This window comes from Hanstruepera flava, from assembly GCF_023634025.1.
GTDB lineage: Bacteria > Bacteroidota > Bacteroidia > Flavobacteriales > Flavobacteriaceae > Hanstruepera > Hanstruepera flava.
In genome coordinates, this window is the sequence record NZ_JALJCW010000001.1 from 1,089,352 (window position 1) to 1,114,236 (window position 24,885).

Sequence of the window (24,885 nt, forward strand, 5' to 3'; positions counted from 1 at the left end):
CGCTTCAACTAAATGAGCGGTTTTCTAAAAAATATATTGGTTAGTTAGTTTAGTTCTATTTTTGAAGTTCCTAGAATTTCATTGTCATGAAAAACGGATATGATATAATTCCCTTTTTTGAGTGGTTCTTTAGAATTCACATTAATTTTAGTGCACACATCTATGTTAGAATTTCTATAATTTACAGATGTTTTTCCACTGTAAACCAATGTCGTTTTACCAAATTGAACAGCACCTCTATCTGAAATTACATTGTTGTTCTGATCTAAAATTTGAACATAAATATCTTTGTTACCTTTAGGGGAAAAAGGATTTTCTTCCAATGTAAAGCAAACTTCTAAATTATTGGCCTCTTCTGCATTGTTTGTTTCAATATCGTAACTTGATCTGGATGTAATTAAAGCTTTTGCTTGAATGTTATTTGCCGACAATGCTGTAAACTCCTTTACAACAATTGCTAACTTTTGATTTTCCACAATTAGTTGCTCAATCTGATCCTTTTGCAAGGCAATGGTTTCAGAAGCTTTATCAGACTCTGATTGGAGTTTAGAATTTTCTTTTTTAATGGAGTTTAATTTAGCAAGCACAACATTTTGGCTCTCTCTTAATGCTCTCGCTTCTTGCTTATACTTCGTAATTAATGGAAGATTGGCTTTGACCATCTGTAAAGAATCTAGAAGCACATGTATTCTAGATTTAGAATGTCGTAACTGTAAGGCTGTTTCTTCGTTTTCAACACCAACCTTTTCGTAAAGCGATATCATTTCTGACAACTCCTGTTGCACAAGCTTAAACTCTTGTTCTGCAACAGCTTCTTGACTTTTGTGTGTGTTGTAACTAGAAAAGCTAATTGACCCTAATACAACAATGGCTATTACCAAAGTACCAATAATTAATCTGTAGTTAAATAATTGAGGGTTAACTATCATCTTAATTAATCTATTATCTCGCTAAACTAAAATTAAGATTGGTTAAAATCACTTTTTATCGATGAAATGAAAAAAAATTTGTTGAAGTTCTTATAAAATTTCAATTGCATTTTACAGGCTTAAAAAACTGTAATATATTTATTACTAAATTATTATACATGCTTGAATCGTTAGCCAATTTATTTTTTCCAAAAGTATGTTATAGCTGTAGCCATTTATTAACAGATAACGAGCTTTATATTTGCACCTTGTGTAGACATAAATTACCTGTTACAAATTTTCATTTTAATGATGATGATACCGTTAAGCGTATTTTTTATGGTAGGGTTCCCGTAAAATATGCTACTGCTCTTTTACGATTTGAAAAAAAAGGACTTACGCAAACCCTAATTCATAATTTAAAATACAAAGGTTTTGAAGAAATAGGTTTGTTTTTAGGTAATTGGTTGGGATCTGAACTTAAAGAGATTAAAGCATATTCTAACATAGACCTTGTTATTCCAGTTCCATTGCACAAAAATAAGCTTCAAAAACGCGGTTATAATCAAGTTACATTATTTGCCAAGCAAATAGCTAAACATATTAATGCAGAATATGTTGATGATGTTTTGATTAAAACAACTAACACAGCTTCACAAGTTAGTAAATCAAGAATTTCAAGATGGTTTAATAATCCTGAAATATTTCAAGCTGTTAACACGCATAAAATTGAAAACAAACATGTATTGTTGGTAGATGATATTATTACAACAGGAGCAACTTTAGAAGCTTGCTCCAATATATTATTAAACACAAAAAACGTTAAAATTAGTATCGCTGCTATGGCAATAGCTTAATACCTATTTTAATAATGCTAAATATATTGTTTCTTTGCACAAATAGAATACTCGAATGTACAAAAGCCTTTCAAATTTTATTTTTCTTTTAGTAGTTAGCTTCGTTTTTTTTAACTGTGCTAATCGTGGAAAACCTGGTGGCGGAGCAAAAGATATAACGCCTCCCGAAATTGTAAAGTCTGAACCAGAAAACTACAATTTAAATTTTAAAGGCAATGAAATTGAGATAACTTTTGATGAGTATATAAAAATTAAAAACTTACAAAAGCAGCTCATAATTTCGCCACCTATGGATCCTGCTCCAGAGATTACTCCAATGAGCGTTGCCAGTAAAACCATTCGTATTCGAATTAATGATACTCTTTCCCCAAACACAACTTATGCCTTTAATTTTGGCAATAGCATTGTAGACAATAACGAAGAAAATCCATTTCCATATTATAAATATGTATTCTCTACCGGTGATTATATCGATTCATTATCAGTTAGTGGCTATATTATAGATGCCGAGTTGCAAAAACCAGATAATTTTGTTTCTGTAATGTTATACGAGGTAGATTCTACTTTAAACGACTCTATAGTTTTTAAAAAACAACCGCGATATATTACCAATACACTTGATAGCACTACAACATTTACTTTAGAAAATTTAAAAGCTGGAAAGTATATGTTAGTTGCCATGAAAGATGAAAACCAAGATTACAAATTTCAGCCAAGTACCGATAAAATAGGCTTTTACAAATCTTACATTACGGTTCCAACAGATAGTATATACGAGTTGAAATTATTTAAAGAAACCCTAGACACCAAAATTATACGTCCACGATTAATATCTGGTGAAAAAGTTGCCTTTGGCTACCAAGGCGATTACGATTCTATTGCAATCAATATGCGCTCTAATGTTCCAGATGATTTTGAATCGCGTATTACAAAAGACCCTGAAGCAGACTCTTTATACTATTGGTATAAACCAAGGTTGGAAGTAGACTCCTTACTTTTTAATGTAACGGCAAAAAATTATACCGAAGATTTTACCGTTAAAATTAGTGAACAACAACGTGATACTTTAGAAATATCTGCAAGCCCAACAGGCTCGTTAAATTTTAAAGATAATTTTAAAATAACCGGAACCGTACCCTTTTCAAAAATTGACACTGATAAAATTACTATTCTTAATGCCGATTCTCTTAAAGTTGATTTTCAAACAAAGCTAGACACATTATCCAATACTGTTGAAATTGCCTTTGAAAAACCAGAAAGCGAACGCTTCAATATTGAAATATTACCTGAAGCTTTTGAAGACTTTTTTGGGGACACAAACGACACTTTAAATTATAAGCTATCTACCAAAACCTATGGCGATTACGGCAATGTTCGTGTAACATTACAAAACGCGGTTTACCCTATGATTGTCCAACTCACCAACGACAAAGGTGAAGTAAAAGCCGAAATTTACACTACAAAACCTGAACCAATTGATTTTAGACATATAGAATCTGGTGATTATTATTTGCGTGCCATTTTTGATTCAAACGGTAATGGTAAGTTTGACTCCGGAAACTATCTTAAACAATTGCAACCAGAACGTGTAAGTCATTTTCCAGACAAACTGGAAGTGCGGTCTAATTTCGATTCTATTTATGAATTTATTCTATTGTAAAGCTGTCTTTATCGTTTAAAAATTTCAACTTATTCCTGTAGTATTCAATATGCTTTTTTTCTAGGGTCAAAATTTCAATTTGTTCTTTGTTGGGTCTCAAAGGTGTAATATTATTACCTAAAACATCATAAACTGCCGAGTGACCGCAATACTCATTTTGCTTTTCATCTATCCCTATTCGGTTAACACCAATGCAATAACACATATTTTCAATGGCTCGCGCTTTAAGCAAGGCATCCCAGGCAGCAATTCTTGGTTTAGGCCAATTGGCGACATATACAACCATATCATAATCTGCCGTGTTTCTTGACCAAACTGGAAAACGCAGATCATAACAAATCAATGGACAAATCTTCCAGCCTTTGTATTCAATAATCACCTTTTCTTTCCCTGCTTCAAACACTTTATCTTCTCCAGCCAAGGAGAAGGTGTGGCGTTTATCGTAGGCAACTATATAACCATCTGGAAAAGTAAAAATCATACGATTATAAAACTTGTCATTTTCCTTTATAATTAAGCTTCCCATAAGAGCTATATCATACTCCAATGCTTGTTTCTTCATCCATTCCACTGACTTACCATCCATAGTTTCTGCCATCGTTTCGGCATTCATAGTAAATCCTGTAGTAAACATTTCAGGAAATATTATTAAGTCTACATCGCTAGGTAATTCTTGAAATTTTTCCTTGAAATTTTTCCGATTGGCTTTAGCGTCTTCCCAAACTAAATCGGTTTGAAAAAAAGCTACTTTTAAGTGTTCTTGCATAACTTCTAAAATAATCAAATTTTATTTAAAATTTCAGCTGCTTGCACCAAAGTTTCAGTTGTTTTTGCAAAACAAAACCGTAGGACTTTATCATCCTTTCCTCCTTCATTAAAAACAGACATGGGAATTGATGCGATGCCATTCTCTATGGTCAATCGTTTGGCAAAGTCAACATCATACTCACTGGTGATTTCTGAAAAGTCCAACACTTGAAAATAAGTGCCTTTTGAAGGGCTGACTTTAAATCTTGAGTCTTTAAGTAAGCTCAAAAAGTAATCCCGCTTTTCTTGGTAGAATGCTGGCAAACTCAAATAATGATTGGGCTCCTGTAAATAATTAGCTAAAGCTTTTTGCATGGGATGATTTACAGCAAACACATTAAACTGATGCACTTTTTTAAATTCATCCATCAACTCTTTTGGTGCACAGCAATAACCCATTTTCCAACCCGTGTTGTGAAAGGTTTTTCCAAAGGAAGCCACCACAAAACTTCGATTTTTTAAACCAGGAAACAAGCATACGCTTTGATGTTTTAAACCATCAAAAATAATGTGCTCATAAACCTCATCACTCAACACTATAATGTCTGTGTTTTTTGTCAATTCCTGTAGTTTGAGCATATCGGTTTCAGATAATATAGTTCCACTAGGGTTATGAGGTGTATTGACAATTATGAGTTTTGTTTTACTGGAAATCGTTTTTTCAACCAAATCCCAATCTACTTGATAATTTGGCACACTTAATTGAATAGGCTTCACAATACCACCAAAAAGCTCGATTGATGGCTCATAACAATCATAAGCAGGTTTAAAAATGATGACTTCGTCATCTTGCTTAACAAATGTTGAAATGATAGTAAATATGGCTTGGGTGGCACCTGCCGTAACGGTTATTTCTGATTCTGGATGATAGCTTGTGCTATATAAGTTTTCAAACTTCTTTGAAATGGCTTGGCGTAATTCTAAATTTCCTGGCATAGGTGCATATTGGTTATACCCTGAATTCATAGCCTTGTTCACTAGGTCGATCAACTTCTGATCACTTTTAAAATTGGGGAAACCTTGTGATAAATTAATGGCATTATGCTCATTAGCCAATGCACTCATTACGGTAAAAATAGTTGTACCAACGTCTGGTAATTTTGAAATATGCCTCATAATTGTAAAGGTAATAACTTCTATTATACGATTAAATGATAAGAACTTTTTATCTTTGAAGGATTCAAAAAATTTAAACCATGAAATTATTCAGATTACTTTTACTTTTTATCACACTTCAGGTTTCGGCGCAACAAGGTGGTATGTGGATCCCTTCGCTTTTAGAGGGCATGAACGAAAACGAAATGAAAGCCTTGGGCAGCAAATTAACTGCTAAAGATATTTACGACGTCAATAACTCTAGCCTAAAGGATGCTATTGGTCATTTTAATGGTGGTTGTACCAGTGAGGTGATTTCATCCAAGGGTTTAGTATTGACCAATCATCATTGCGGTTTTAGTCAAATTCAATCGCATTCTTCATTAGAAAACGATTATTTGAAAGATGGCTTTTGGGCTATGAACCTAAAAGAAGAATTGCCAAATGAAGGGCTTTTTATTGAGTTTATTGTGCGTATTGAAGATGTTACCGAGCAAGTTTTAGCTGGCGTAACTGAAACCATGACTGAAAAGGAAAAGCAATCGACCATTGATAAAAACAGTAATAGCTTACAAGCTGAAGTTACAAAAGAAGCCTGGCAAGACACCAAAGTTAAATCGTTTTACAAAGGCAATCAATATTTCTTATTTGTAACCGAGCGTTTTGAAGACATTCGTTTGGTTGGTGCACCACCTAGCAGCATTGGGAAATTTGGAAGTGATACCGATAACTGGGTGTTCCCAAGACATACAGGTGATTTTTCTTTATTCAGAATTTATGCTGATAAGAATAATCGTCCTGCAAAATATAGTGAAGACAATGTACCATATAAGCCAAAACATTACTTACCAGTATCTTTAGATGGTGTTGAAGAAGGCGATTTTACCATGGTATTTGGTTTCCCAGGTCGTACAGACGAGTATCTTCCTGCTGTAGCTATAGAGCACATCACTAAAGAATATAACCCAAGTAATATTGCTATCCGTGAAGCGGCTTTAAAAGTTATTGATGCCCAAATGAAAGCTGATGACGAGGTTCGTATTAAATATGCATCTAAACAAGCACGTATTGCCAATGCTTGGAAAAAATGGATTGGCGAAAATTTAGGAATTGAAAAAAGTAATGCGGTTGCAGAACGCAAAGCTTTTGAAGCTACATTTACTAAAGCTTTAAAAGAAAAAGGACTAGAAGATAAATACGGTCATATTTTACCAGAGTTTGACAAATTGTATGCCGATTTTGCTGATATAAATATCAAACGCAGAAATTTCATTGAAGTGTTTTTAGTGACCAACGAACTCATGCAAATGACGTTTAGAGCTTACCAAGTAGAACAATCGTTAAAACAAAATCCAGATAATATTGAAAAAGACAGAGATTATATTACAAACCTTCTAAAAGGTATCCATAAAAATTATGATGTGACTGTTGATAAAGGTGTTTTTGAAGCCGTTATGCCTTTATACAATAAGACTAATGTTGACCCAACCATTTATGACAAAACTGCATTTACCAATTTAGATAATGCTTTAAAATTATTTGATGGTTCTGCAGAGGAGGTGATAAAAAAATTGAATGAAGATGCTGCTTATGCTTATGCCAAGCCTATGATTGATGAGTTTTTCTCGTCTATAAATGCGGAATTCCAGCAAAAAAACGAACCAATTACTGCGCTTCAAACTGAATACATGACAGCTTTAATGAAAGCCTTACCAAATGCACGTTATTTTCCAGATGCTAATAGCACGTTACGTGTAACGTATGGTCAAGTGCGTGGTTATTCACCAAGAGATGCTGTGTATTACCAACCTGTAAGTTATTTAGATGGTGTTATTGAAAAATATGTGCCAGGCGATTATGAGTTTGATGTACCACAAAAACTATTAGATTTATACGAAGCTAAAGATTATGGGCAATATGCAGACTCGAATGGAAAAGTACCAGTTTGCTTTTTAGGAACCAATCATACTACTGGAGGAAATTCTGGAAGTCCAGCTATTGATGCTCATGGTAATTTGGTTGGCTTAAATTTTGATCGTGTTTGGGAAGGAACCATGAGCGACATGAATTATGATCCAGAAATTTGCCGAAACATTATGGTAGACTTACGTTATGTACTGTTTATTGTCGATAAATATGCAGGAGCCAAGCATTTAATTGATGAAATGGAATTGGTGCATCCGAAGAAATAATATTCACGTCAGTTCGAGTGGTTTTTGGTTTTATGAAACCAAAAATTGTATCGAGAACTTGTAAGAGACTTCTCGATACGATTTCGTTTTACGAAATCACTCAAAGTGACAATATTAAACAATTCCCAACTTTAGTAACAATTCCTGCTTATAGGTTCTGCCAATAGGTAAGCGTTTACTATTTACATAGATTTCATTTCCAGAAATTTTATCGACAAACTTTCGGTTTATGATGTAGCTCTTGTGGGTTTGAATAAACTGATTACTCGGTAATTTTTCTTTCCAATTTTTAAGCGAATCTATATAAGATAGCTTTTGTTTTGTTGTAACTACTGTTATATAGTTTCTGTCTGATTCGATGTACAAAATATCATCTAGTACAATTTTATGAAGCGTTTTGTCGACATTCAAAAACAATACTTCAGATTCATCAGCAGTCGTTTTATTCAAAACCTCTAATCTATCTTTGGCCTTATTAATCGCTTTTAAAAAACGGTCAAACGAGAAAGGCTTTACCAAATAATCTACAATGGTGTCTAACTCAAAACTGCTTACTGCATAATCCGGATAAGCAGTAGTCATAATAATTGCTGGTGGATTTTTGACGGTTTTTATAAAATCAATCCCAGAAATATCCGGCAAATTGATGTCTAAAAATACCACATCAACCGTTTCGCTTTTTAAAAAATTATTGGCTTCAATAGCGACTTTAAAAGTTGCTATTAATTCCATATCAGGCAACTTCTTCAAGAAATTCTTAAGAATGTTTTGCGCTGGTATTTCGTCTTCAATGATGATACAGGTCATACTAAATTTAGTTTTTCTGTCATTCCTGCGAAAGCAGGAATCCATTTTAATTCCAATCTATTGATAAATCTTCCCAATTCGGATTGTTATCCTCAATTAGGTTAATCTTCCATTGTCGTTTCCACTTTTTTATATTCTTTTCTCTCTTTATAGCATCATTGATGTATTGATATGTTTCAAAATAAACCAACTTATCTAAACCATATTTCTTGGAAAAACCTTTAATTAACTTCTTTTTGTGCTCAAACATGCGTCTCTCCAAATCATTTGTCACACCCACATATAAAGTACCATTCTTCTTGTTGGTTAGGATGTATAAATGATATTGATGAATGTTTTTAAACATTAGTTAAATAATTGTGGATTCCTGCCTTCGCAGGAATGACAACTGTAGTTAATTTTTATAGTAGTGATAATTTCAAAACAACTTTAAACTTATCATTTTTTAAAACGTTCAACTCAAAATGATCTTTATATAACAACTCCAAACGTTTTTCCAAGTTTTGAAGGCCTATTTTAAATTCAGCCAAGTCATGATCTTTTTCTGTAAAATCATTTTCACAAACACATTCTAAAACACCATTTTTTTCAACGATGGAGACCACAATTTCACTATTCAAGGAACTGTGCTTAAAGGCATTTTCAATTATGGTAATTAGTAATAAAGGTGCTATTTGGTTATTCTCATTTTCAATACTCTTGGTGTAACCAATCGTATTCACACCTTCGGTTCGTAATTCTTGAAAGGTCATGTAATTGTCAATAAACTGAATCTCCTTGTGCAATGGGATTTTTTTCGCATTACTCTCGTACAATACATGCTTTAAATTATCAGAAAGCCTTAAAATCAATTCAGGTGTTTCATTTGGTTTTTCTAAAGCATAGGAATAAATGGTGTTCAGGTTATTGAACAGCACATGCGGATTAATCTGCGATTTTAAAAACTTCAATTCCATTTCCAAATGTTCCTTTTTTATTTGCTCCACTTCTTCTTGCTTATCTATAAAGCGGTATAACACCCAAACAAAGGAGAAGAAAATGAGTGGCACCAAGGTTTGCCATAAATAATCACTTAAGCATTTCATAATGGAGCAACCACATTGTGCAAATTCATAACAATACAATTGTGTTGCCAAAAAGGAAATCAAGGCAATAACGAAAACATACCAAGCGTACATTTTCTTCTTGACAAAATAGGGTAGTAATATCAAATTGTTTACGTAAACAATGACTACAAGAATCGATATGTATTGCAAAAAGGGGTTTTCTCGCCAGTAATAAGGTGAAAAAACAAATAAGGATACCATGACAAACAAGATCCAAAACAGGATATGTACCAATATTTGAGAGCTATGTTTTTTTAAGGTATTCATATTGAAATGAAAAGTAAACAGAATTCTTTAGTTGGTCAAACATAATGTACAAAAGGCAGAAATAACGCAACAAACAACCATTGGTATTGTAAAATAAAACGTTTGTACACCTAAATGAGTTGAAAATACAAATTATTGGCAAGCAAGCCGTTAAGCTTCTATTTTTGATTAAAATTCATCAATCATGAAACGAACAGTACTACTTTTATCCATCCTTTTTTGTTCCCAAATCACTTTTTCTCAAACTATTAATCAAATCGTTATTGACGACAAGGGCAATCCCAAATTATTAGGTAGAATTGACAAAAGCGGTCTGCAACAAGCACCCTTTAATGAGTGGTTTGAACCTAATTACGATGACTACCTTGTCAACAAACAGGTGGTATCCAAACTCAAAGATGGACTAAACCATTATACCATAAAAGTGTTTTTGGGCACCTGGTGTGGTGACAGCAAAAAAGAAGTCCCAAGGTTTTACCATATTCTGGATAAGGCTAAATTTCCAGCCAGTCAATTAGAGGTTGTTGCTGTAGACAACAAACCTGAAGCCTATAAACAAGCCCCAAACCATGAAGAAAAAGGTTTGAACATTCATCGGGTACCCACTTTTATTTTCTATAAAAATGGTCAGGAAGTGAACCGTATTGTGGAACATCCTGTAGAAACTTTGGAACGCGATATGTTAACTATAGTCACTGACAATAAATACACACCAAACTATATGGCAGCAAACTATTTAAACTATTTACAATCCGAAAAGTCAATTGATAGTTTACAATTGGAACATGACATTCTTGTTCCCAGATTGGCCGAATTTGTAAAAGGCAGTCGGGAGTTGAATACTTTGGGTTATGTGTATTTACGCGCCCAAGAATATGACAAAGCCTTGTATGTTTTTGATTTGAACACCCAAATTTTTCCCTACAAATACAATGTGTATGATAGCTTGGGTGAAGCCTATTTTGAAAGCAAAAACTATGATTTGGCTCTAAAAAATTATTACAAAGGTTTAAGCCTAAAACCGGATGATGATAATGCAATTGAAATGATAGAGAAGATTAAGTCTAAAATAGAATAGCTGCTTCTCGATACGATTCAGACAACAAGCATCTGAATCACTCGAAGTGACAAAACCAATTAGTATGTCAGTTCGAGTGTTTGTTTGAAACTATAGTGAAAACAAATGTATCGAGAACTCAACAAACAAAATAAAAAACGGTATTTTTAGTTATTAGATTAGCTAAACCATCCGTTATGAAATACCTCTTTTGCTCCTTATTCCTTCTCATAAGTATTATTGGGTTTTCACAAAATCAAGAAATTAAATTGACTAAAGAAGAACTATTATCAAAGCCAATTCAAATTCCAAACAGTTGTTTTGGCTTGTCTCCAAATGATTCTTTTCCAAAAATAGTTTCTTTTAAAATAAAGATTCCAAAATTTCCGGCTCAACAAGTATATGGCGATTACCTATATAACAATAGTAAAGCTTATCTCAAAAAAGCTTTAATAGGAGATTTTGTTACTATTTTCGATATAAAATTGTCAGAAGAAGATATCGTAAAACCTCCAAAATCTATAGTTATTGAAATTGTCTCAAAAAAAGAATAATAAAAACATGAAATACGTTTTACTTTTTTCAATTGTGTTCTTTAATCTTTTTGGGTTTTCACAAGAACCTAACAAAGCTGTTGTTGAAGTCAACAAGATGAATGTGGTTTACAGAGGAGTGAGCAACCCCTTAACATTAAGTATGCCTGGAACGGTTTCCTTTGAAGCATCGGCTCCAGGATTGAAAAAAATTGATGATTACGGAAATTATGTTATGAATCCAGGTTCTGGATTGACCGTTGATATTGAACTACGAGGCAAACTTCCAAATGGGGAGATTGTTACTGCTATAAAAACATTGCGGATAAAAGATATTAGCAAACCTGTTGGATCTATAAATGGATTAGGTTGCGGAGAGAAGTGCTTATTAAATCTTAAAAAAGAAGAATTAAGAGAAGCAAAAATAGATGGATATATCAAAGACTATTTAGTAGATTTAGATATTAGAGTAGTTAGCTTTTCAATTAAGCTGCCAAATGATTCAATAGTGAAATTTGTAGGAGACACTATTAATGATTCAAACTATAACATGATAGATAAATTAAAACAAGGATATGAAATTTCAATTATAGATATCAAATGGACAATATTTGGAACTACTAGTACCTATAAACTTCGACCTCTACAACCGATAAAAATTCGATTATTGAACTAAACAATCTCCATCTTCTTTAATAAGAAACTGGCGTTCATATTCTGGCAAACACCTTTTTTAAATTTATAGTCAAAAAAGAGTTCGTCATTAACAATTTGCGCATCAAAATAGTAGTTCTTAACAGGTTCTAATTGGCTTTCAATTTCGCACAAACTTAAGTCATGAGTGGCAATAATACCTGTGGCATTTGAGGCGACCAGTTTCTCCACAAACTTTTTGGAGCCAATGGCTTTGTCGGTTGAATTGGTGCCTTTTAAAATTTCATCTAACACAATAAAGTATGGCTCTTTGGCTATTTCGTCTACAATGAATTTTAAGCGCGTTAATTCTGAAAAGAAATAACTGCTATCATCAGTTAATGAATCACTGGTGCGCATACTCGTTATTAATTTAATAGGATGGTACTGACTGGATTTAGCACAAACCGGCAAACCCACATTCGCCATAACGATGTGCAAGGAAACGGTTCGTAAAAACGTACTCTTACCAGCCATATTAGCACCAGTTACAATAAAGAATTCTTGGTTTTCAATCTGTAGGTCGCTATTAACCCGCTTGGTTTTATCTAACAAAGGATGACCCAGTTCCTCGGCAGAAATGGTTTGATTAGTATCAACAATTTCTGGAAACATATATTCTGGGTTATTAAACACATAATTACCCAATGAGTTATGCGCATCAAAAAAGGAAACCACTTCAAACCATTTGGCAACAGTTTGCTGGTGATTAGTAATCCACTGCTCTATTCTGTAACTATGTTTTAAATCGGTTAGAAAAAACCCATTACCCAAAATAGCACCAATCATATTATTTCTATTATCCAAGGCATCCAAATGTCTTGAAAAATGTTTAAAAATAGCGGATGCCTTTTGGTGATTGGACTCAATTTGTTGTTGCTTTTCGACCAGTAATTCTGAAGTAAATGATTCTTGCTCGATACTATCCAACAACGTGGCGTATTGCTTGAAAGTGTCTTTAACCTTATCAGTATTGGAAGCTAAACTATTAATCTTTTTCAGATATTTTCCAGTGATGGCAAAGCCCAACAACAGCCAATAACCAACTAAACTGGGCGATATAATTTGAATTACAGAAAGTATAATTAAAATGATTGAAGCTAACCCAAAAGCCATAGGTAGCCAACGCATGATTTGTGGTAAAAATGGTTTATGGTTTTTTAACCAAGCAATAATATCGCCTGCAGAAGTCTCAACTTGAATCAAACTGGAAGCAGCAGAATAATTTTGTCGCCATGTTGGTTTTTGAGCCAGTTCTTTGATAGCCTCTTGTCTTTCCACAATCCCGTCAATAGTATTTGCTTTTAGAAGATTGGCTAACAGATGAGTTCCTTCAGGAATGGTTGTTCTATTGATAAATTGAAAAAAGGATCCTTTTCCAAACAAATCTATATCCAAGCTATAAAAATGCTTCGGATCTTGAAATGCATTACCATTGGGTCTGTGTTGAAAGTCTCCAGAAGCTATAAGTAACTCCTCTTCATTAATAGTCACCAAAGCCTTATTTAAATCACGGTTGTATTTTACATTCGTGTATTTAGACAACAAAAACAGAAAAATACCAATCCCTAAAACAGCTATGATGGCCACTAAAATCCAATTAGAATAGGTGAAGTAAATCCCAAGGACTGTCAGCACAAAAACTAAAACACGTAATGTACTTAACCTGATAAGTTGCTTGTTTAAATCCTTGACAATTTTTTGATATTTGTTTAATTGTTCCGAATAAAAATCTTGCGGATTTTGCATGAAATGTTTTTTATAGCTAGAGTTCCATTGAGTCTATTTCAACAAAAAGTGAGATGATGTTCTGTACCGCTAATTTATAAAATTCAGGGTGGATGTTCTCGTAATCGTCGGTTGGTCTGTGATAATCCTTATGATCTTCTACCCCAAAATAAAGAAATGGAATGCCTTTTCTAAAAAAGGAACCATGATCCGAAGAAAACGTCCAGTTTTGCTTCCCGTCTTTTCCATCATGACCCATTAGAAATTTAAAATCATCTGACGCTTTTTGATTTTCAATAGCATTTTGAAAAGCTTCATTGCCTCTAGCTCCCGTTATGTACAATTCATTCTGGTCATTTCTGCTCACCATGTCCATGTTCATATTGAGTTTAATACTTTCTAACGGTACAATAGTATTCTCAACATAGTAACGAGAACCTTGAAGGCCTAATTCTTCTGCGTCAAAAAAGGCTAAAATTACTGAATGTTTTGGTGGGTTCTTTTTAAAGTATTCTGCAAACGCTAACATAGCACTCACTCCTGAAGCATCATCATCAGCACCATTAAAAATCTGTCCATTTTTAATACCTTCATGATCATAGTGCGCACTAATCACAATATATTTATTAGGCACATCTGTTCCTGAAATCTTCCCTAAAATATTGATGCCTTTGTATTGCTTCCCTCTTGCTGTAAAACTAAAAGGTTGCTCATGGGTATCCGCTAAAGGTTCAACATTTAATTTTTGAAGCTCTCTTACAATGTAGTCTTTGGCCATTAAAGCTCCTTGAGTGCCTGTTCTCCTTCCTTCATATAAATCTGATGATAAAACTTCAACGTGCTTCAATAGTTTATTGGAATCAAACTTAAATGTCTTCTCTTGAGCGAAGGATATTAAACCATTTACTAAAAGGAATAGTATAATTAGTTTTTTCATAAAGGGCGTTTTTTTCAGGTGATAAAGAAACAAAAAAAATCTCAAGATTATTCTTGAGATTTTTTTTGTTTCTGTTAAAAATATGTGTTTACCCTTTAAGACTCGCCTTTAAATATTCACGATTCATTCTTGCGATGTTTTCAAGCGAAATACCTTTAGGACACTCCACCTCACAAGCTCCAGTATTGGTACAGTTACCAAATCCTTCTTCGTCCATTTGTTTAACCATGTTTAATACACGGTCTGTGGCTTCTACTTGTCCTTGAGGTAATAAAGCGAATTGTGAAACTTTTGCACCAACAAATAACATAGCACTAGAGTTTTTACAACTTGCTACACATGCACCACAACCAATACACATAGCTGCCTCGAATGATTCATCTGCATCGTGTTTATTAATTGGAATAGCATTCGCATCTATGGTGTTACCAGATGTATTTACGGAAATAAATCCTCCAGCGTGCTGAATACGATCAAATGCACTACGATCTACAACTAAATCCTTAATGACTGGAAATGCCGTTGCTCTAAAAGGTTCGATAGTAATGGTATCACCATCCTTAAACATACGCATATGTAATTGACACGTTGTAATGCCTCTATCAGGACCATGAGCTTCACCATTAATGTATAATGAACACATACCGCAAATACCTTCACGACAATCATGATCAAAGGCTACTGGCTCTTCATTCTTTTGAACTAAACTCTCGTTTAAAACATCTAACATTTCAAGGAAAGACATATCAGGAGACACATCAGTCACCGGGTAATCAACCATTTTACCTTTATCGTTAGCGTTTTTTTGACGCCAAATTTTTAACGTTAAATTCATAGCTTTCCTTTTATTTATAACTTCTTTCTTTTACTTCTATATTTTCGTAAACCAAATCTTCTTTATGCAATACAGCATCTTTTGGTTCGCCTTTGTATTCCCAAGCGGCAACATACTGGAACTCTTTTATACGCATAGCTTCACCTTCAGCTGTTTGATATTCTTCTCTAAAGTGTCCACCTGCAGATTCTTCCCTTAACAAAGCATCTTTAGCAAACAACTCGCCTAATTCCAAGAAGTCAGCCACACGTAAAGCTTTGGCTAGTTCCTCATTAAACTCATCATTGGTTCCTGGCACTCTAACATCTTTCCAGAATTCGGCACGTAATTCGGCAATCTCATTAATTGCAGATTTAAGATCTTCAGCATTTCGAGCCATACCGCATTTATTCCACATAATTTTTCCTAATCGCTTATGAAAATGATCAACAGAGTGCGTTCCGTTATTATTAATTAAATGTTCTATATTTTTACGAACACTCTTTTCAGCTTCGTCGAATTCAGGAGAATCTGTTGAAATTGGACCTGTCCGAATATCATCTGCTAAATAATCACCAATTGTATATGGTAACACAAAATAACCATCCGCTAAACCTTGCATTAATGCTGAAGCTCCAAGCCTGTTGGCTCCGTGATCGGAGAAATTAGCTTCACCAATACAGTATAAACCAGGCACAGTTGTTTGTAAGTTGTAATCAACCCAAATTCCTCCCATGGTATAATGAACTGCTGGATAAATCATCATAGGTGTTTCGTAAGGATTTTGATCCACGATTTTTTCGTACATCTGGAATAGGTTACCGTACTTTGTTTTTACAACTTCTTGTCCTAATTTCTTCACTAAAGCATCGTCATTTTCATCAAGTCCTCGAACATGTGCTACCTCTTTTCCATAACGCATAAATGCCGCAGCAAAATCTAAATAAACAGCTTCGCCTGTAGCATTAACACCATAACCAGCATCACAACGTTCTTTTGCAGCACGAGAAGCCACATCACGAGGCACCAAGTTACCAAAGGCTGGATAACGACGCTCCAAATAATAATCTCTATCTTCTTCAGCTATTTGAGTTGGTTTTAATTGTCCGGCACGAATAGCTTCTACATCTTTTTTATGTTTAGGCACCCAAATACGTCCATCATTTCTCAGGGATTCAGACATTAATGTTAATTTAGACTGATGATCTCCCGAAACTGGAATACATGTTGGGTGAATTTGCGTGTAACATGGGTTAGCAAAATAAGCACCACGTTTGTGAGCTTTCCAAGCTGCAGTTACGTTACTTCCCATGGCGTTGGTGGATAGGAAAAATACATTTCCGTAACCACCTGTTCCAAGAACTACAGCGTGAGCTGAATGCCTTTCAATTTCACCAGTCACTAAATTTCGCGTAATAATTCCTCTTGCTTTTCCATCAACTACAACTACATCTAGCATTTCATGACGGTTGTACATCTTCACTTTACCACGACCAATTTGACGGTTCAATGCGGAGTAAGCTCCTAACAATAATTGCTGACCTGTTTGTCCTGCAGCATAGAATGTACGTGACACCAATACACCACCAAATGAACGGTTATCTAATAAACCACCATATTCTCTGGCAAAAGGAACACCTTGTGCCACACATTGGTCAATAATATTTGCTGAAACTTCAGCTAAACGATAAACGTTAGCTTCTCTCGAGCGATAATCACCACCTTTTACCGTATCGTAAAATAAACGATAGGTTGAATCTCCATCACCTTGATAGTTTTTTGCAGCATTAATTCCACCTTGAGCAGCAATTGAGTGCGCACGTCGTGGTGAATCTTGGAAACAAAATGCTTTAACATTATAACCTAATTCAGCTAATGTTGCTGCAGCAGAACCTCCTGCCAAACCTGTACCTACTACAATTACATCAATAAGACGTTTGTTAGCTGGATTTACCAGATTAATGTTGTTTTTATGATTAGTCCACTTATCTGCAAGTGGTCCTTTTGGTATTTTAGAATCTAAAGCCATATTTAGATATATTTTTAATGATTAAAATGATGGAATAATGCAATTACAATAAAACCTAGTGGAACTAGAATAGAATATGCTTTTCCAAAGCCTTTTAATGCGTTTGTATATTTATTATTGGCTCCAACCGATTGGAAAGCCGACATAAAACCGTGTAATAAATGCAATGCCAAAAACACAAAGCCCAAGCAATATAAGGCAACACGCCAAATTGGCTCAAACTTGTGAACTAATTCTTCATAATACCTAAATCCTTCGCCATCTGCTAATAATCCAGACATATCGCCTTGAATGTACTTGGTATTGATTTCTGGAATCCAAAAATCTATAAAGTGAATGATTAAGAAAATTAGAATAAATAGACCACTGTAAATCATGTTTCTACTCATCCAAGTTGAATTTGCTGCACCATTATTTCGAGCATAGCTTATTTGTCTGGCACGTCTATTTTTAATTTCTAGAGCAAATCCCATAACAAAATGGAAAATAACACCAAAAATTAAAATAGGTTGCATAACATATTGAATTAACGGATTAGTCCCCATAAAATGAGAAACCTCATTAAATGTATCAGGATTAATGACTGACAAGAAGTTAATTATAAAATGTTGCAATAAAAAAATCATAAGGAAGAATGCCGAAAGTGCCATGGCTACTTTTCTTCCAATCGAAGAATTCAAAATTCCGCTCATTGTTGAAGTTTATTTTTATCTTAACAAAGATACGCCACAAATGACATCTAGACAAAGCCCGATTGCTTTAATTGCATATTTAGAATGATTTTAAACAAAACTAAAAAAGTCTATTCAAAACATGAATAGACTTTGTATATTTTCAGTTTAAATTTTTATTCAACAATAGGAATTAATCCACGTAATCCCATATCTACAACTTGCTCTCCAGCATCAGGTTCGTATTTTCCATCTACATTAACTTCAGTCCACTCAAAGCTATTATTAACAGAAAAAGACAACGTAACAACAACATCTTGTGTTTCGTTACCAGAAATTGTTAATCCATTTGCAAACTGACCAGTTACTACACAAGAGCCTTGAGGTACAGGAGAGGTATTAAACAGAGGATTTGGAACTGTGGTGGCACCTGGAGGTGCTTGACCTTGAGATAGAAATCCATTAGATTCAAATGCCCAAAAACCTTGTAATCTATTAGCATTAACATCTACCGTTTCGCCATTCAAATCGAAAGATGAAATATAAGTATTGAACCCAACAAAACTTGCTAAAGTTCCTGTATAATCTGTTCCATTGAGTAAAAAGTCTATTTCGCCTTCTTGATAGGCTAATGAAATTCTTACCCATTCATAATTCCCGGCAGAAACTTCACTTAATGGAATAGTTAAAAAGGTTTCGTTATTACCAGCAAAGGTTGCATTTTGAAAATCGATGGCTTCATCACCTCCAGCTGTCGTTTTTGGACCTTCAAAAATAATTTCGCCTTGACCTAATAAGGTTGTGGCAGTTGGAGCTAATTCAATATAATTAGCACTCATCATGGCAAAATTTGGCGACTGGGCAGCATTACCTGCTGGAATAGTAGCTGGTTGACCTAAATTATCCAAACGTATTTGGTTGGGGTCGAATTTAAATTTGATTACCAAGTTAGGTTCTGATGGATTATTCCCATTTGGTGTACTATCGGAAGAATCATCACTACACGAAAAACAAGTGATTAAACAAATGCTTAAAACTAATTTTAAAGTTTTCATAAGATTTGGGTATTTATGATTTTAACTCAAATATAAAGTATTTAGTATAACTATTTAATCTTCAATGCAACTTTTTCGTTGTCCAACACAATGGTGTACTCCCCTTTTGGCAGATAGTACTTATCGTTTTGCGCTTTTGAAATATCCAACTCGGTATTTTCTTTCATTAAGGCTTTTCTGCCTTTTTCTGTCATAGTCAAATCGTATTCTATATAGTTAAATCCTTTATCTAAATTGGCTTTTATCTCATTTAATTCTACACCACTCTCTGATTGTATTTTTAGAGTTTGACTTCCACCATTTTGTGCAAACACCTTGATATCTATCGATGGTTCATAAGGCTCTAAAAATTTACTCCAAGAACTTCCCCAATTCCATGAACGTCGAATGTTTTCAACCTCAAACAGGGTTATGGGTTTTTTTAGAATTTCATTATTCAATTGTTGTAAAGGTTCAATATTCGTGCGATAAATACTTCTACCATGAGTTCCTAAAACCAAATCGTTAGCTTCTGGATGAATAACCAAATCATGAACGGCAACATTTGGTAATCCGTTTGAAAACGCTTCCCATGAATTTCCATTATTGAAAGAAACATAAGCACCATTATCTGTTCCAGCATACAAAACATGTTCATTTTTAGGATCTTCTTTTATCACATTTACTGGAGAGTTTGGTATGTTTGAACTAATATTTTTCCACGTTTGTCCAAAATCATCAGACATATAGATGTAGGTGTTAAAATCATCCCAACGATAACCATTTAACGTTACATAAACACGCTCTTTTTTATGTTGAGAAGCTATAACACGACTTACCCATAAATCTTTAGGAAAACTATTTGAAATGCGGTTCCAACTTCCACCACCATTTTTTGTAATGTGAACGTAGCCATCATCTGTTCCAACATAAATTAATCCGAATTGAAATGGCGATTCACTTATAGTTGTTAAAGTACCATAGGCTACATTACCTTTTTTACCTCCTGAAGTTAAATCTGGGCTAATAGCTTGCCAATCGGTTCCTTGATTCATAGAACGCATAAGTTTATTTCCACCCATGTATAAGATATCTTGATTATGAGGTGACAATAAAATAGGGGTTTGCCAATTAAAGCGATATGGACTTTCTCCCAATTGATGTTTTGGTTGAATGTTGGTATTCTCGCCAGTTTCTCTATTTATTCTAAAATAGATTCCAAATTGAAAACCTGTATAAACAATGTTAGGATTTCTACTATCAATTTGAACCTGCATACCATCACCACCCATAATACTTTCCCAAGGGTTTTGACCACTTTGCTGCCAACCTTTATTAATACCTGAACGATGTGAACCTACCCAAACCCCATTATCTTGTAAGCCACCATAAACGTTGTAGGGTTTTTGGTTATCAACGTTAACCGTATAAAATTGCCCAACCGAATTTACATTCAGTTTTTCCCAGTTTTCACCATCATCATAAGTCATGTTTAAACCACCATCATTACCATTAATTAAGTGTCCAGACTTATTAGGATTAACCCAAAGCGCTTGATGATCTGCATGCACATTTTCTCTGCTAATTGATGTAAACGTTTTGCCGCCATCTTTTGATTTTATAATAGGAACACCCATTACATAAATGGCATCAGGATTTAGGGCATCGACACGAATTTCGCCAAAATAATAACCATAACTAAAAAAAACACCATCTAAATAATCGTCATGTGTTTTTTTCCATGTCTTTCCGCCATCTATACTTTTATAAACTTCAGCGCCTATAACTGGTGTATCGAATAGCATGGCATTTGCGTCTTCTAAATAATGTGCCAAATCTATGGGCTTTACCGCTCCACTTCTAACCATTTGCTTAACGCTTTCTGCTCGGTATTTTTCTTGAAAATTATTATCCTTAAGGTAGTTATTGAGTTTTTTATCTTCTAATTTCAGAAAATCTTCAATCGTCATGGTTTTGAAATCGTCTTTAGAAAGACCTCTGCGTTCTTCTTTTTCATCTGTTTTTGGACGGTTAAATTGATTATCATGCAAAGCATAAACGGTATTTTCATTAAAAACAGCCAAACCTATTCTTCCTACACCATCACCAACTGGAAATCCACTTCCATCTGTCGAAATTTTTTGCCAAGTATCTCCAGCATCGGTACTTTTATAAATTGCAGAACCGCTTCCGTTACCAGAAAAATTCCAAGCTTTTCTATCTCGTGTCCATGAAGCAGCATAAAGTACATTGTAGTTTTCTGGAGCATGCTGTACGTCAATTATTCCGGTTTCTGAATTTACAAACAACGTTTTGCTCCAAGTTTCTCCACCATCTGTAGTTTTAAAAATCCCGCGTTCATCATTAGGCGAGTACAAATGTCCGATGACTCCCACTATAACCTCATCAGGGTTGTTGGGGTTAATTAAAATACGACCAATGTGATGCGAATCTGGCAAACCCATATTGCTCCAAGTCTTGCCATTATCGCTCGACTTTAAAATTCCGATTCCCGCATAACTAGATCGCGATGAATTGTTTTCTCCAGTTCCAACCCAAATAGTCTTGCTTTTCCAGTCTACAGCAATATCGCCTACATTTTGCGTATCGGATGAATCCAAAATAGGTGTAAACGAAGAACCATTATTAGTCGTATGCCAAACACCACCTGAAGCATAACCAACATAGAACTCTATTGGGTCGTTTGGATTGACATCAATGTCAACAACACGACCACTCATAATTGTAGGTCCAATATTTTTAAATGGAATATTCTTTACCAATGAATTTTTTTGCAGCTCTTGCTTTTTATGTAATGCTTCCAACACCACACTTGAAGATGTTGATGGTTGTTGAGCGAAAAATTGACACGAAATTAATGCCAATAGGTAGACGATAAATCTAGGCTTCATAGTTTGATGGTTAGAAATTATCTTGAAAAATAACCATTACGTAAACAGCAACAAAATTTGGTGTTAAAGTTTAACAAAAGTCAGGCTATATTTTTTAGACATTCTTGAAATATGTAGCTTTGAGAAATTTAATTCATTTGTTATGAAATACCATCCTATTGATAATAAATTATTCATTAAAAACCGAAAGAATTTTGCTGCAAAAATGAAACCTAACAGTTTAGCAGTGTTTAATTCAAATGATATTTATCCCATAAGTGCAGACAGCACCATGCCATTTCAACAACATCGCGATATTTTTTATTTAAGTGGTGTAGATCAAGAAGAAAGTGTACTAGTTGTTTTTCCAGATTGTCCAAATGAGAAAAATCGTGAGATTTTATTTTTAAAAGAAACTAACGAGCACATAGCAGTTTGGGAAGGCGAAAAATTGACTAAAGAAGCTGCGTATAAAACAAGTGGTATTAAAACAGTGTATTGGCTTCATGATCTTGAAAAGGTTATGTTTGAACTTATGACACAATGCGACACGGTTTATATTAACACCAACGAACATTATCGTGCCAATGTTGAAACAGAAACGCGTGAAGACCGTTTTACAAAATGGTTAAAAGAAAAATATCCAGCACATAGTGTTGCCAAAAGTAATCCTATTTTACAACGTTTACGTTCGGTAAAAGACCCTATTGAAATTGATTTAATGCAAAAGGCCTGCGATATCACCGAAAAAGGTGTTCGTAGATTATTAAGCTTTGTAAAACCTGGTGTTTGGGAATATGAAATTGAAGCCGAACTCATGCATGAGTTTTTAAGAAATCGTTCAAAAGGTTTTGCTTACACGCCTATTGTGGCTTCTGGCAACAATGCCAATGTGTTACATTACATTCAGAATAACCAACAGTGCCAAGCAGGCGATTTAATATTGTTGGATGTTGGTGCAGAATACGCAAATTACTCAAGTGATCTAACACGTACCATTCCTGTTTCGGGCAGATATACTGACAGACAAAAAGCTGTTTACAATGCTGTAAATCGCGTGAAAAATGAAGCTACAAAAATGTTAGTTCCTGGAACACTTTGGGCAGAATACCATGTTGAAGTCGGTAAATTGATGACTTCTGAATTATTAGGATTGGGCTTATTAGATAAAGCCGATGTACAAAATGAAAATCCTGACTGGCCTGCATACAAAAAGTATTTTATGCATGGCACCAGTCATCATATTGGTTTAGACACGCATGACTATGGCATTCTTACTGAACCTATGCAAGCCAACATGGTGTTTACTGTTGAGCCCGGCATTTATATTCCAGATGAAGGTTTTGGCATTCGCTTGGAAGACGATGTGGTTATTCAAGAATCTGGTGAACCATTCAATTTAATGGGGAACATTCCTATTGAAGCTGATGAAATTGAAGACATTATGAATTCTTAATTACATAAGAATTCTTTCAATAATTTAAACCTCATTTATTTGACCTAAATGAGGTTTTTTTATAATATTTGTTAATAGGAAAGTCAATATAGCTGGCAAAACCCATCCTAAATTCTCATTAGCCAATGGAATTAAACTTTTTATATTATCAAGCCATTCTGCTTCAATTAAAAATCCTAAAAAATCAGGTATACTAAAAATGAAGGTTACCAAAACGACTGTTCTAAAAACAATTTTAGCAACATATCGTTCAGGAAAGAGATTTAGCATAATAAGTACTATGGTCAATGGATAAATAAACATTAAAACTGGTAATGCAATATCTATGATATAGTGCACATCCATTTGACCTACAAAAACCCCCAACAAACACGAAACCAAAGCCGTTATTAAATAGACATTTTTTAACTTTTTAAATAATCCATTAAAAAAGTCAGCAGTACCTACAATAACACTCACTGCTGTTGTAAAACAAGCCAAAGCTATTAATACACTTAAAAAGGTATTTCCCACATTACCTAACATTTTTAAACTTAACCCTGACAATAGTTCTGGTCTTGTAATTGAAGGAGCAAACTCCGAATTGTGAAATGCTCCTACAGCTATCATTCCAGTATAAATTATGAATAATCCCACTGCAGCTACCAAACCAGATTTAATGATGATTGCTTTTTTATCTTCAAAAGAAATACCGCCTTCAATATTTAAGGAAATAATAATGACGCCGCCAATTAATATTCCTCCCAAAGCGTCATAGGTTTGATAGCCCTCTAACAAACCGACGACAAATGCTGAAGATTCTAATACTGAAGAATTCATATTTCCAGGTGCTGTAAAAATTCCGATGAAAATGATTGCCAATAGAATTAGAACAATTAAAGGTGTCAAGAACTTTCCTAGGATACTTAATATACTATCCCTTTTTAAAACAAAAATAAACACTAATCCAAAGTATAAACTACTGGTTAACAAAGAACTTGAGTTAAAAAAAGGGGCAATAGCCATTTCGTGAGTGACAGCTGCGGTTCTTGGTATAGGCAGTGTTATTGCTATAATGTAAACACATAAACAGAATATTAAACTAAACAAAGGAGACACTTTTTTACCAAAATCCATCATGGTGCCTTGCAATTTAGCATGTCCTAAAAGTGCCAACAATGGAATTATCGTCGCCGAAATGACAAATCCAATAGCAACAAGCCACCAATCCGACCCAGAATTAAACCCCAATTGTGGTGGTAAAATCAGATTTCCTGCTCCAAAAAAACTGGCAAATAGAGCAAATCCAATAATGAAAATGGTTTTCTTATTATTCATATCATAAAAGTATCTTTGCACAAGAT

Annotated in this window: 21 protein-coding genes; 7 read left to right on the top strand and 14 right to left on the bottom strand. The window is 34.3% G+C overall.

The features are described from left to right. Positions 1-44 precede the first annotated feature (44 nt). Positions 45-929, bottom strand: coding sequence for a hypothetical protein (locus MTX13_RS05185; RefSeq protein WP_250433317.1), 885 nt, complete (start codon positions 927-929; stop codon positions 45-47). Between the two features lie 158 nt (positions 930-1,087). Here MTX13_RS05185 and MTX13_RS05190 point away from each other — a divergent pair, with 158 nt between their 5' ends. Both MTX13_RS05190 and MTX13_RS05195 read left to right on the top strand, forming a co-directional pair. Continuing rightward, complete coding sequence (locus tag MTX13_RS05190) at positions 1,088-1,765, top strand: ComF family protein (RefSeq protein WP_250433318.1); 678 nt, start codon at positions 1,088-1,090, stop codon at positions 1,763-1,765. A gap of 55 nt (positions 1,766-1,820) precedes the next feature. Further along, positions 1,821-3,425: an Ig-like domain-containing protein gene (locus MTX13_RS05195; protein WP_250433319.1), complete on the top strand. Its 1,605-nt coding sequence runs from the start codon at positions 1,821-1,823 to the stop codon at positions 3,423-3,425. On the opposite strand, the gene MTX13_RS05200 is transcribed toward MTX13_RS05195, so the two are convergent. Both MTX13_RS05200 and MTX13_RS05205 read right to left on the bottom strand, forming a co-directional pair. Beyond that, the gene (locus tag MTX13_RS05200) at positions 3,412-4,191 is read right to left on the bottom strand and encodes an amidohydrolase (RefSeq protein ID WP_250433867.1); all 780 of its coding nucleotides are present in this window, start codon (positions 4,189-4,191) and stop codon (positions 3,412-3,414) included. The genes MTX13_RS05195 and MTX13_RS05200 overlap by 14 nt on opposite strands. A gap of 14 nt (positions 4,192-4,205) precedes the next feature. Continuing rightward, complete coding sequence (locus tag MTX13_RS05205; RefSeq protein WP_250433320.1) at positions 4,206-5,348, bottom strand: methionine aminotransferase; 1,143 nt, start codon at positions 5,346-5,348, stop codon at positions 4,206-4,208. A gap of 80 nt (positions 5,349-5,428) precedes the next feature. Here MTX13_RS05205 and MTX13_RS05210 point away from each other — a divergent pair, with 80 nt between their 5' ends. Beyond that, positions 5,429-7,519, top strand: coding sequence for a S46 family peptidase (locus MTX13_RS05210; RefSeq protein ID WP_250433321.1), 2,091 nt, complete (start codon positions 5,429-5,431; stop codon positions 7,517-7,519). Positions 7,520-7,633: 114 nt separating this feature from the next. On the opposite strand, the gene MTX13_RS05215 is transcribed toward MTX13_RS05210, so the two are convergent. Genes MTX13_RS05215 through MTX13_RS05225 form a run of 3 tightly spaced genes read right to left on the bottom strand, consistent with a single transcriptional unit; the run spans position 7,634 to position 9,582 of the window. Continuing rightward, positions 7,634-8,326, bottom strand: a complete 693-nt coding sequence (locus tag MTX13_RS05215; protein ID WP_250433322.1) for a LytR/AlgR family response regulator transcription factor — start codon at positions 8,324-8,326, stop codon at positions 7,634-7,636. A gap of 46 nt (positions 8,327-8,372) precedes the next feature. Then, a complete protein-coding gene (locus MTX13_RS05220) occupies positions 8,373-8,672 on the bottom strand; it encodes a GIY-YIG nuclease family protein (RefSeq protein WP_250433323.1) in 300 nt (99 codons plus the stop codon). Positions 8,673-8,727: 55 nt separating this feature from the next. Next, positions 8,728-9,582 carry a sensor histidine kinase gene (locus tag MTX13_RS05225; RefSeq protein WP_250433324.1) on the bottom strand — a complete coding sequence of 285 codons (855 nt, stop codon included), beginning with the start codon at positions 9,580-9,582 and terminating at the stop codon, positions 8,728-8,730. A 301-nt stretch (positions 9,583-9,883) separates the two neighbouring features. On the opposite strand from MTX13_RS05225, the gene MTX13_RS05230 reads away from it, so the two are divergent. The 3 genes from MTX13_RS05230 (at position 9,884) to MTX13_RS05240 (ending at position 11,965) form a co-directional block, all read left to right on the top strand. Further along, positions 9,884-10,777 (top strand): thioredoxin domain-containing protein, encoded by an 894-nt coding sequence (locus MTX13_RS05230; protein WP_250433325.1) that lies wholly within the window; start codon positions 9,884-9,886, stop codon positions 10,775-10,777. Between the two features lie 176 nt (positions 10,778-10,953). Further along, on the top strand, positions 10,954-11,310 hold the full coding sequence (locus MTX13_RS05235; RefSeq protein ID WP_250433326.1) for a hypothetical protein: 357 nt from the start codon (positions 10,954-10,956) through the stop codon (positions 11,308-11,310). 7 nt (positions 11,311-11,317) lie between these two features. Next, on the top strand, positions 11,318-11,965 hold the full coding sequence (locus MTX13_RS05240) for a GldM family protein (protein WP_250433327.1): 648 nt from the start codon (positions 11,318-11,320) through the stop codon (positions 11,963-11,965). On the opposite strand, the gene MTX13_RS05245 is transcribed toward MTX13_RS05240, so the two are convergent. The 7 genes from MTX13_RS05245 to MTX13_RS05275 all read right to left on the bottom strand — a co-directional run bounded on the left by MTX13_RS05245 (position 11,962) and on the right by MTX13_RS05275 (position 22,107). Next, positions 11,962-13,731 (bottom strand): MutS-related protein, encoded by a 1,770-nt coding sequence (locus MTX13_RS05245; RefSeq protein WP_250433328.1) that lies wholly within the window; start codon positions 13,729-13,731, stop codon positions 11,962-11,964. The two genes, MTX13_RS05240 and MTX13_RS05245, sit on opposite strands and share 4 nt — an antisense overlap. Positions 13,732-13,747: 16 nt before the next feature. Beyond that, a complete protein-coding gene (locus MTX13_RS05250) occupies positions 13,748-14,647 on the bottom strand; it encodes a M20/M25/M40 family metallo-hydrolase (RefSeq protein ID WP_250433329.1) in 900 nt (299 codons plus the stop codon). Between the two features lie 88 nt (positions 14,648-14,735). Next, positions 14,736-15,482 (bottom strand): succinate dehydrogenase/fumarate reductase iron-sulfur subunit, encoded by a 747-nt coding sequence (locus tag MTX13_RS05255; protein ID WP_250433330.1) that lies wholly within the window; start codon positions 15,480-15,482, stop codon positions 14,736-14,738. 10 nt (positions 15,483-15,492) lie between these two features. Then, entirely contained in the window at positions 15,493-17,490 is a 1,998-nt protein-coding gene (locus MTX13_RS05260) for a fumarate reductase/succinate dehydrogenase flavoprotein subunit (protein ID WP_250433331.1), read from the bottom strand. Positions 17,491-17,504: 14 nt separating this feature from the next. Further along, positions 17,505-18,182, bottom strand: a complete 678-nt coding sequence (locus MTX13_RS05265; RefSeq protein ID WP_250433332.1) for a succinate dehydrogenase cytochrome b subunit — start codon at positions 18,180-18,182, stop codon at positions 17,505-17,507. Between the two features lie 155 nt (positions 18,183-18,337). Then, positions 18,338-19,216: a hypothetical protein gene (locus tag MTX13_RS05270; protein WP_250433333.1), complete on the bottom strand. Its 879-nt coding sequence runs from the start codon at positions 19,214-19,216 to the stop codon at positions 18,338-18,340. A 50-nt stretch (positions 19,217-19,266) separates the two neighbouring features. Further along, positions 19,267-22,107, bottom strand: coding sequence for a VPS10 domain-containing protein (locus tag MTX13_RS05275; protein WP_250433334.1), 2,841 nt, complete (start codon positions 22,105-22,107; stop codon positions 19,267-19,269). A gap of 142 nt (positions 22,108-22,249) precedes the next feature. Between MTX13_RS05275 and MTX13_RS05280 the strand changes: the two genes are divergently transcribed. Beyond that, the gene (locus tag MTX13_RS05280) at positions 22,250-23,542 is read left to right on the top strand and encodes an aminopeptidase P family protein (protein ID WP_250433335.1); all 1,293 of its coding nucleotides are present in this window, start codon (positions 22,250-22,252) and stop codon (positions 23,540-23,542) included. A 24-nt stretch (positions 23,543-23,566) separates the two neighbouring features. Here MTX13_RS05280 and brnQ read toward each other — a convergent pair whose 3' ends face one another. Further along, entirely contained in the window at positions 23,567-24,859 is a 1,293-nt protein-coding gene (gene brnQ, locus MTX13_RS05285; protein ID WP_250433336.1) for a branched-chain amino acid transport system II carrier protein, read from the bottom strand. Between the last annotated feature and the right edge of the window lie 26 nt (positions 24,860-24,885).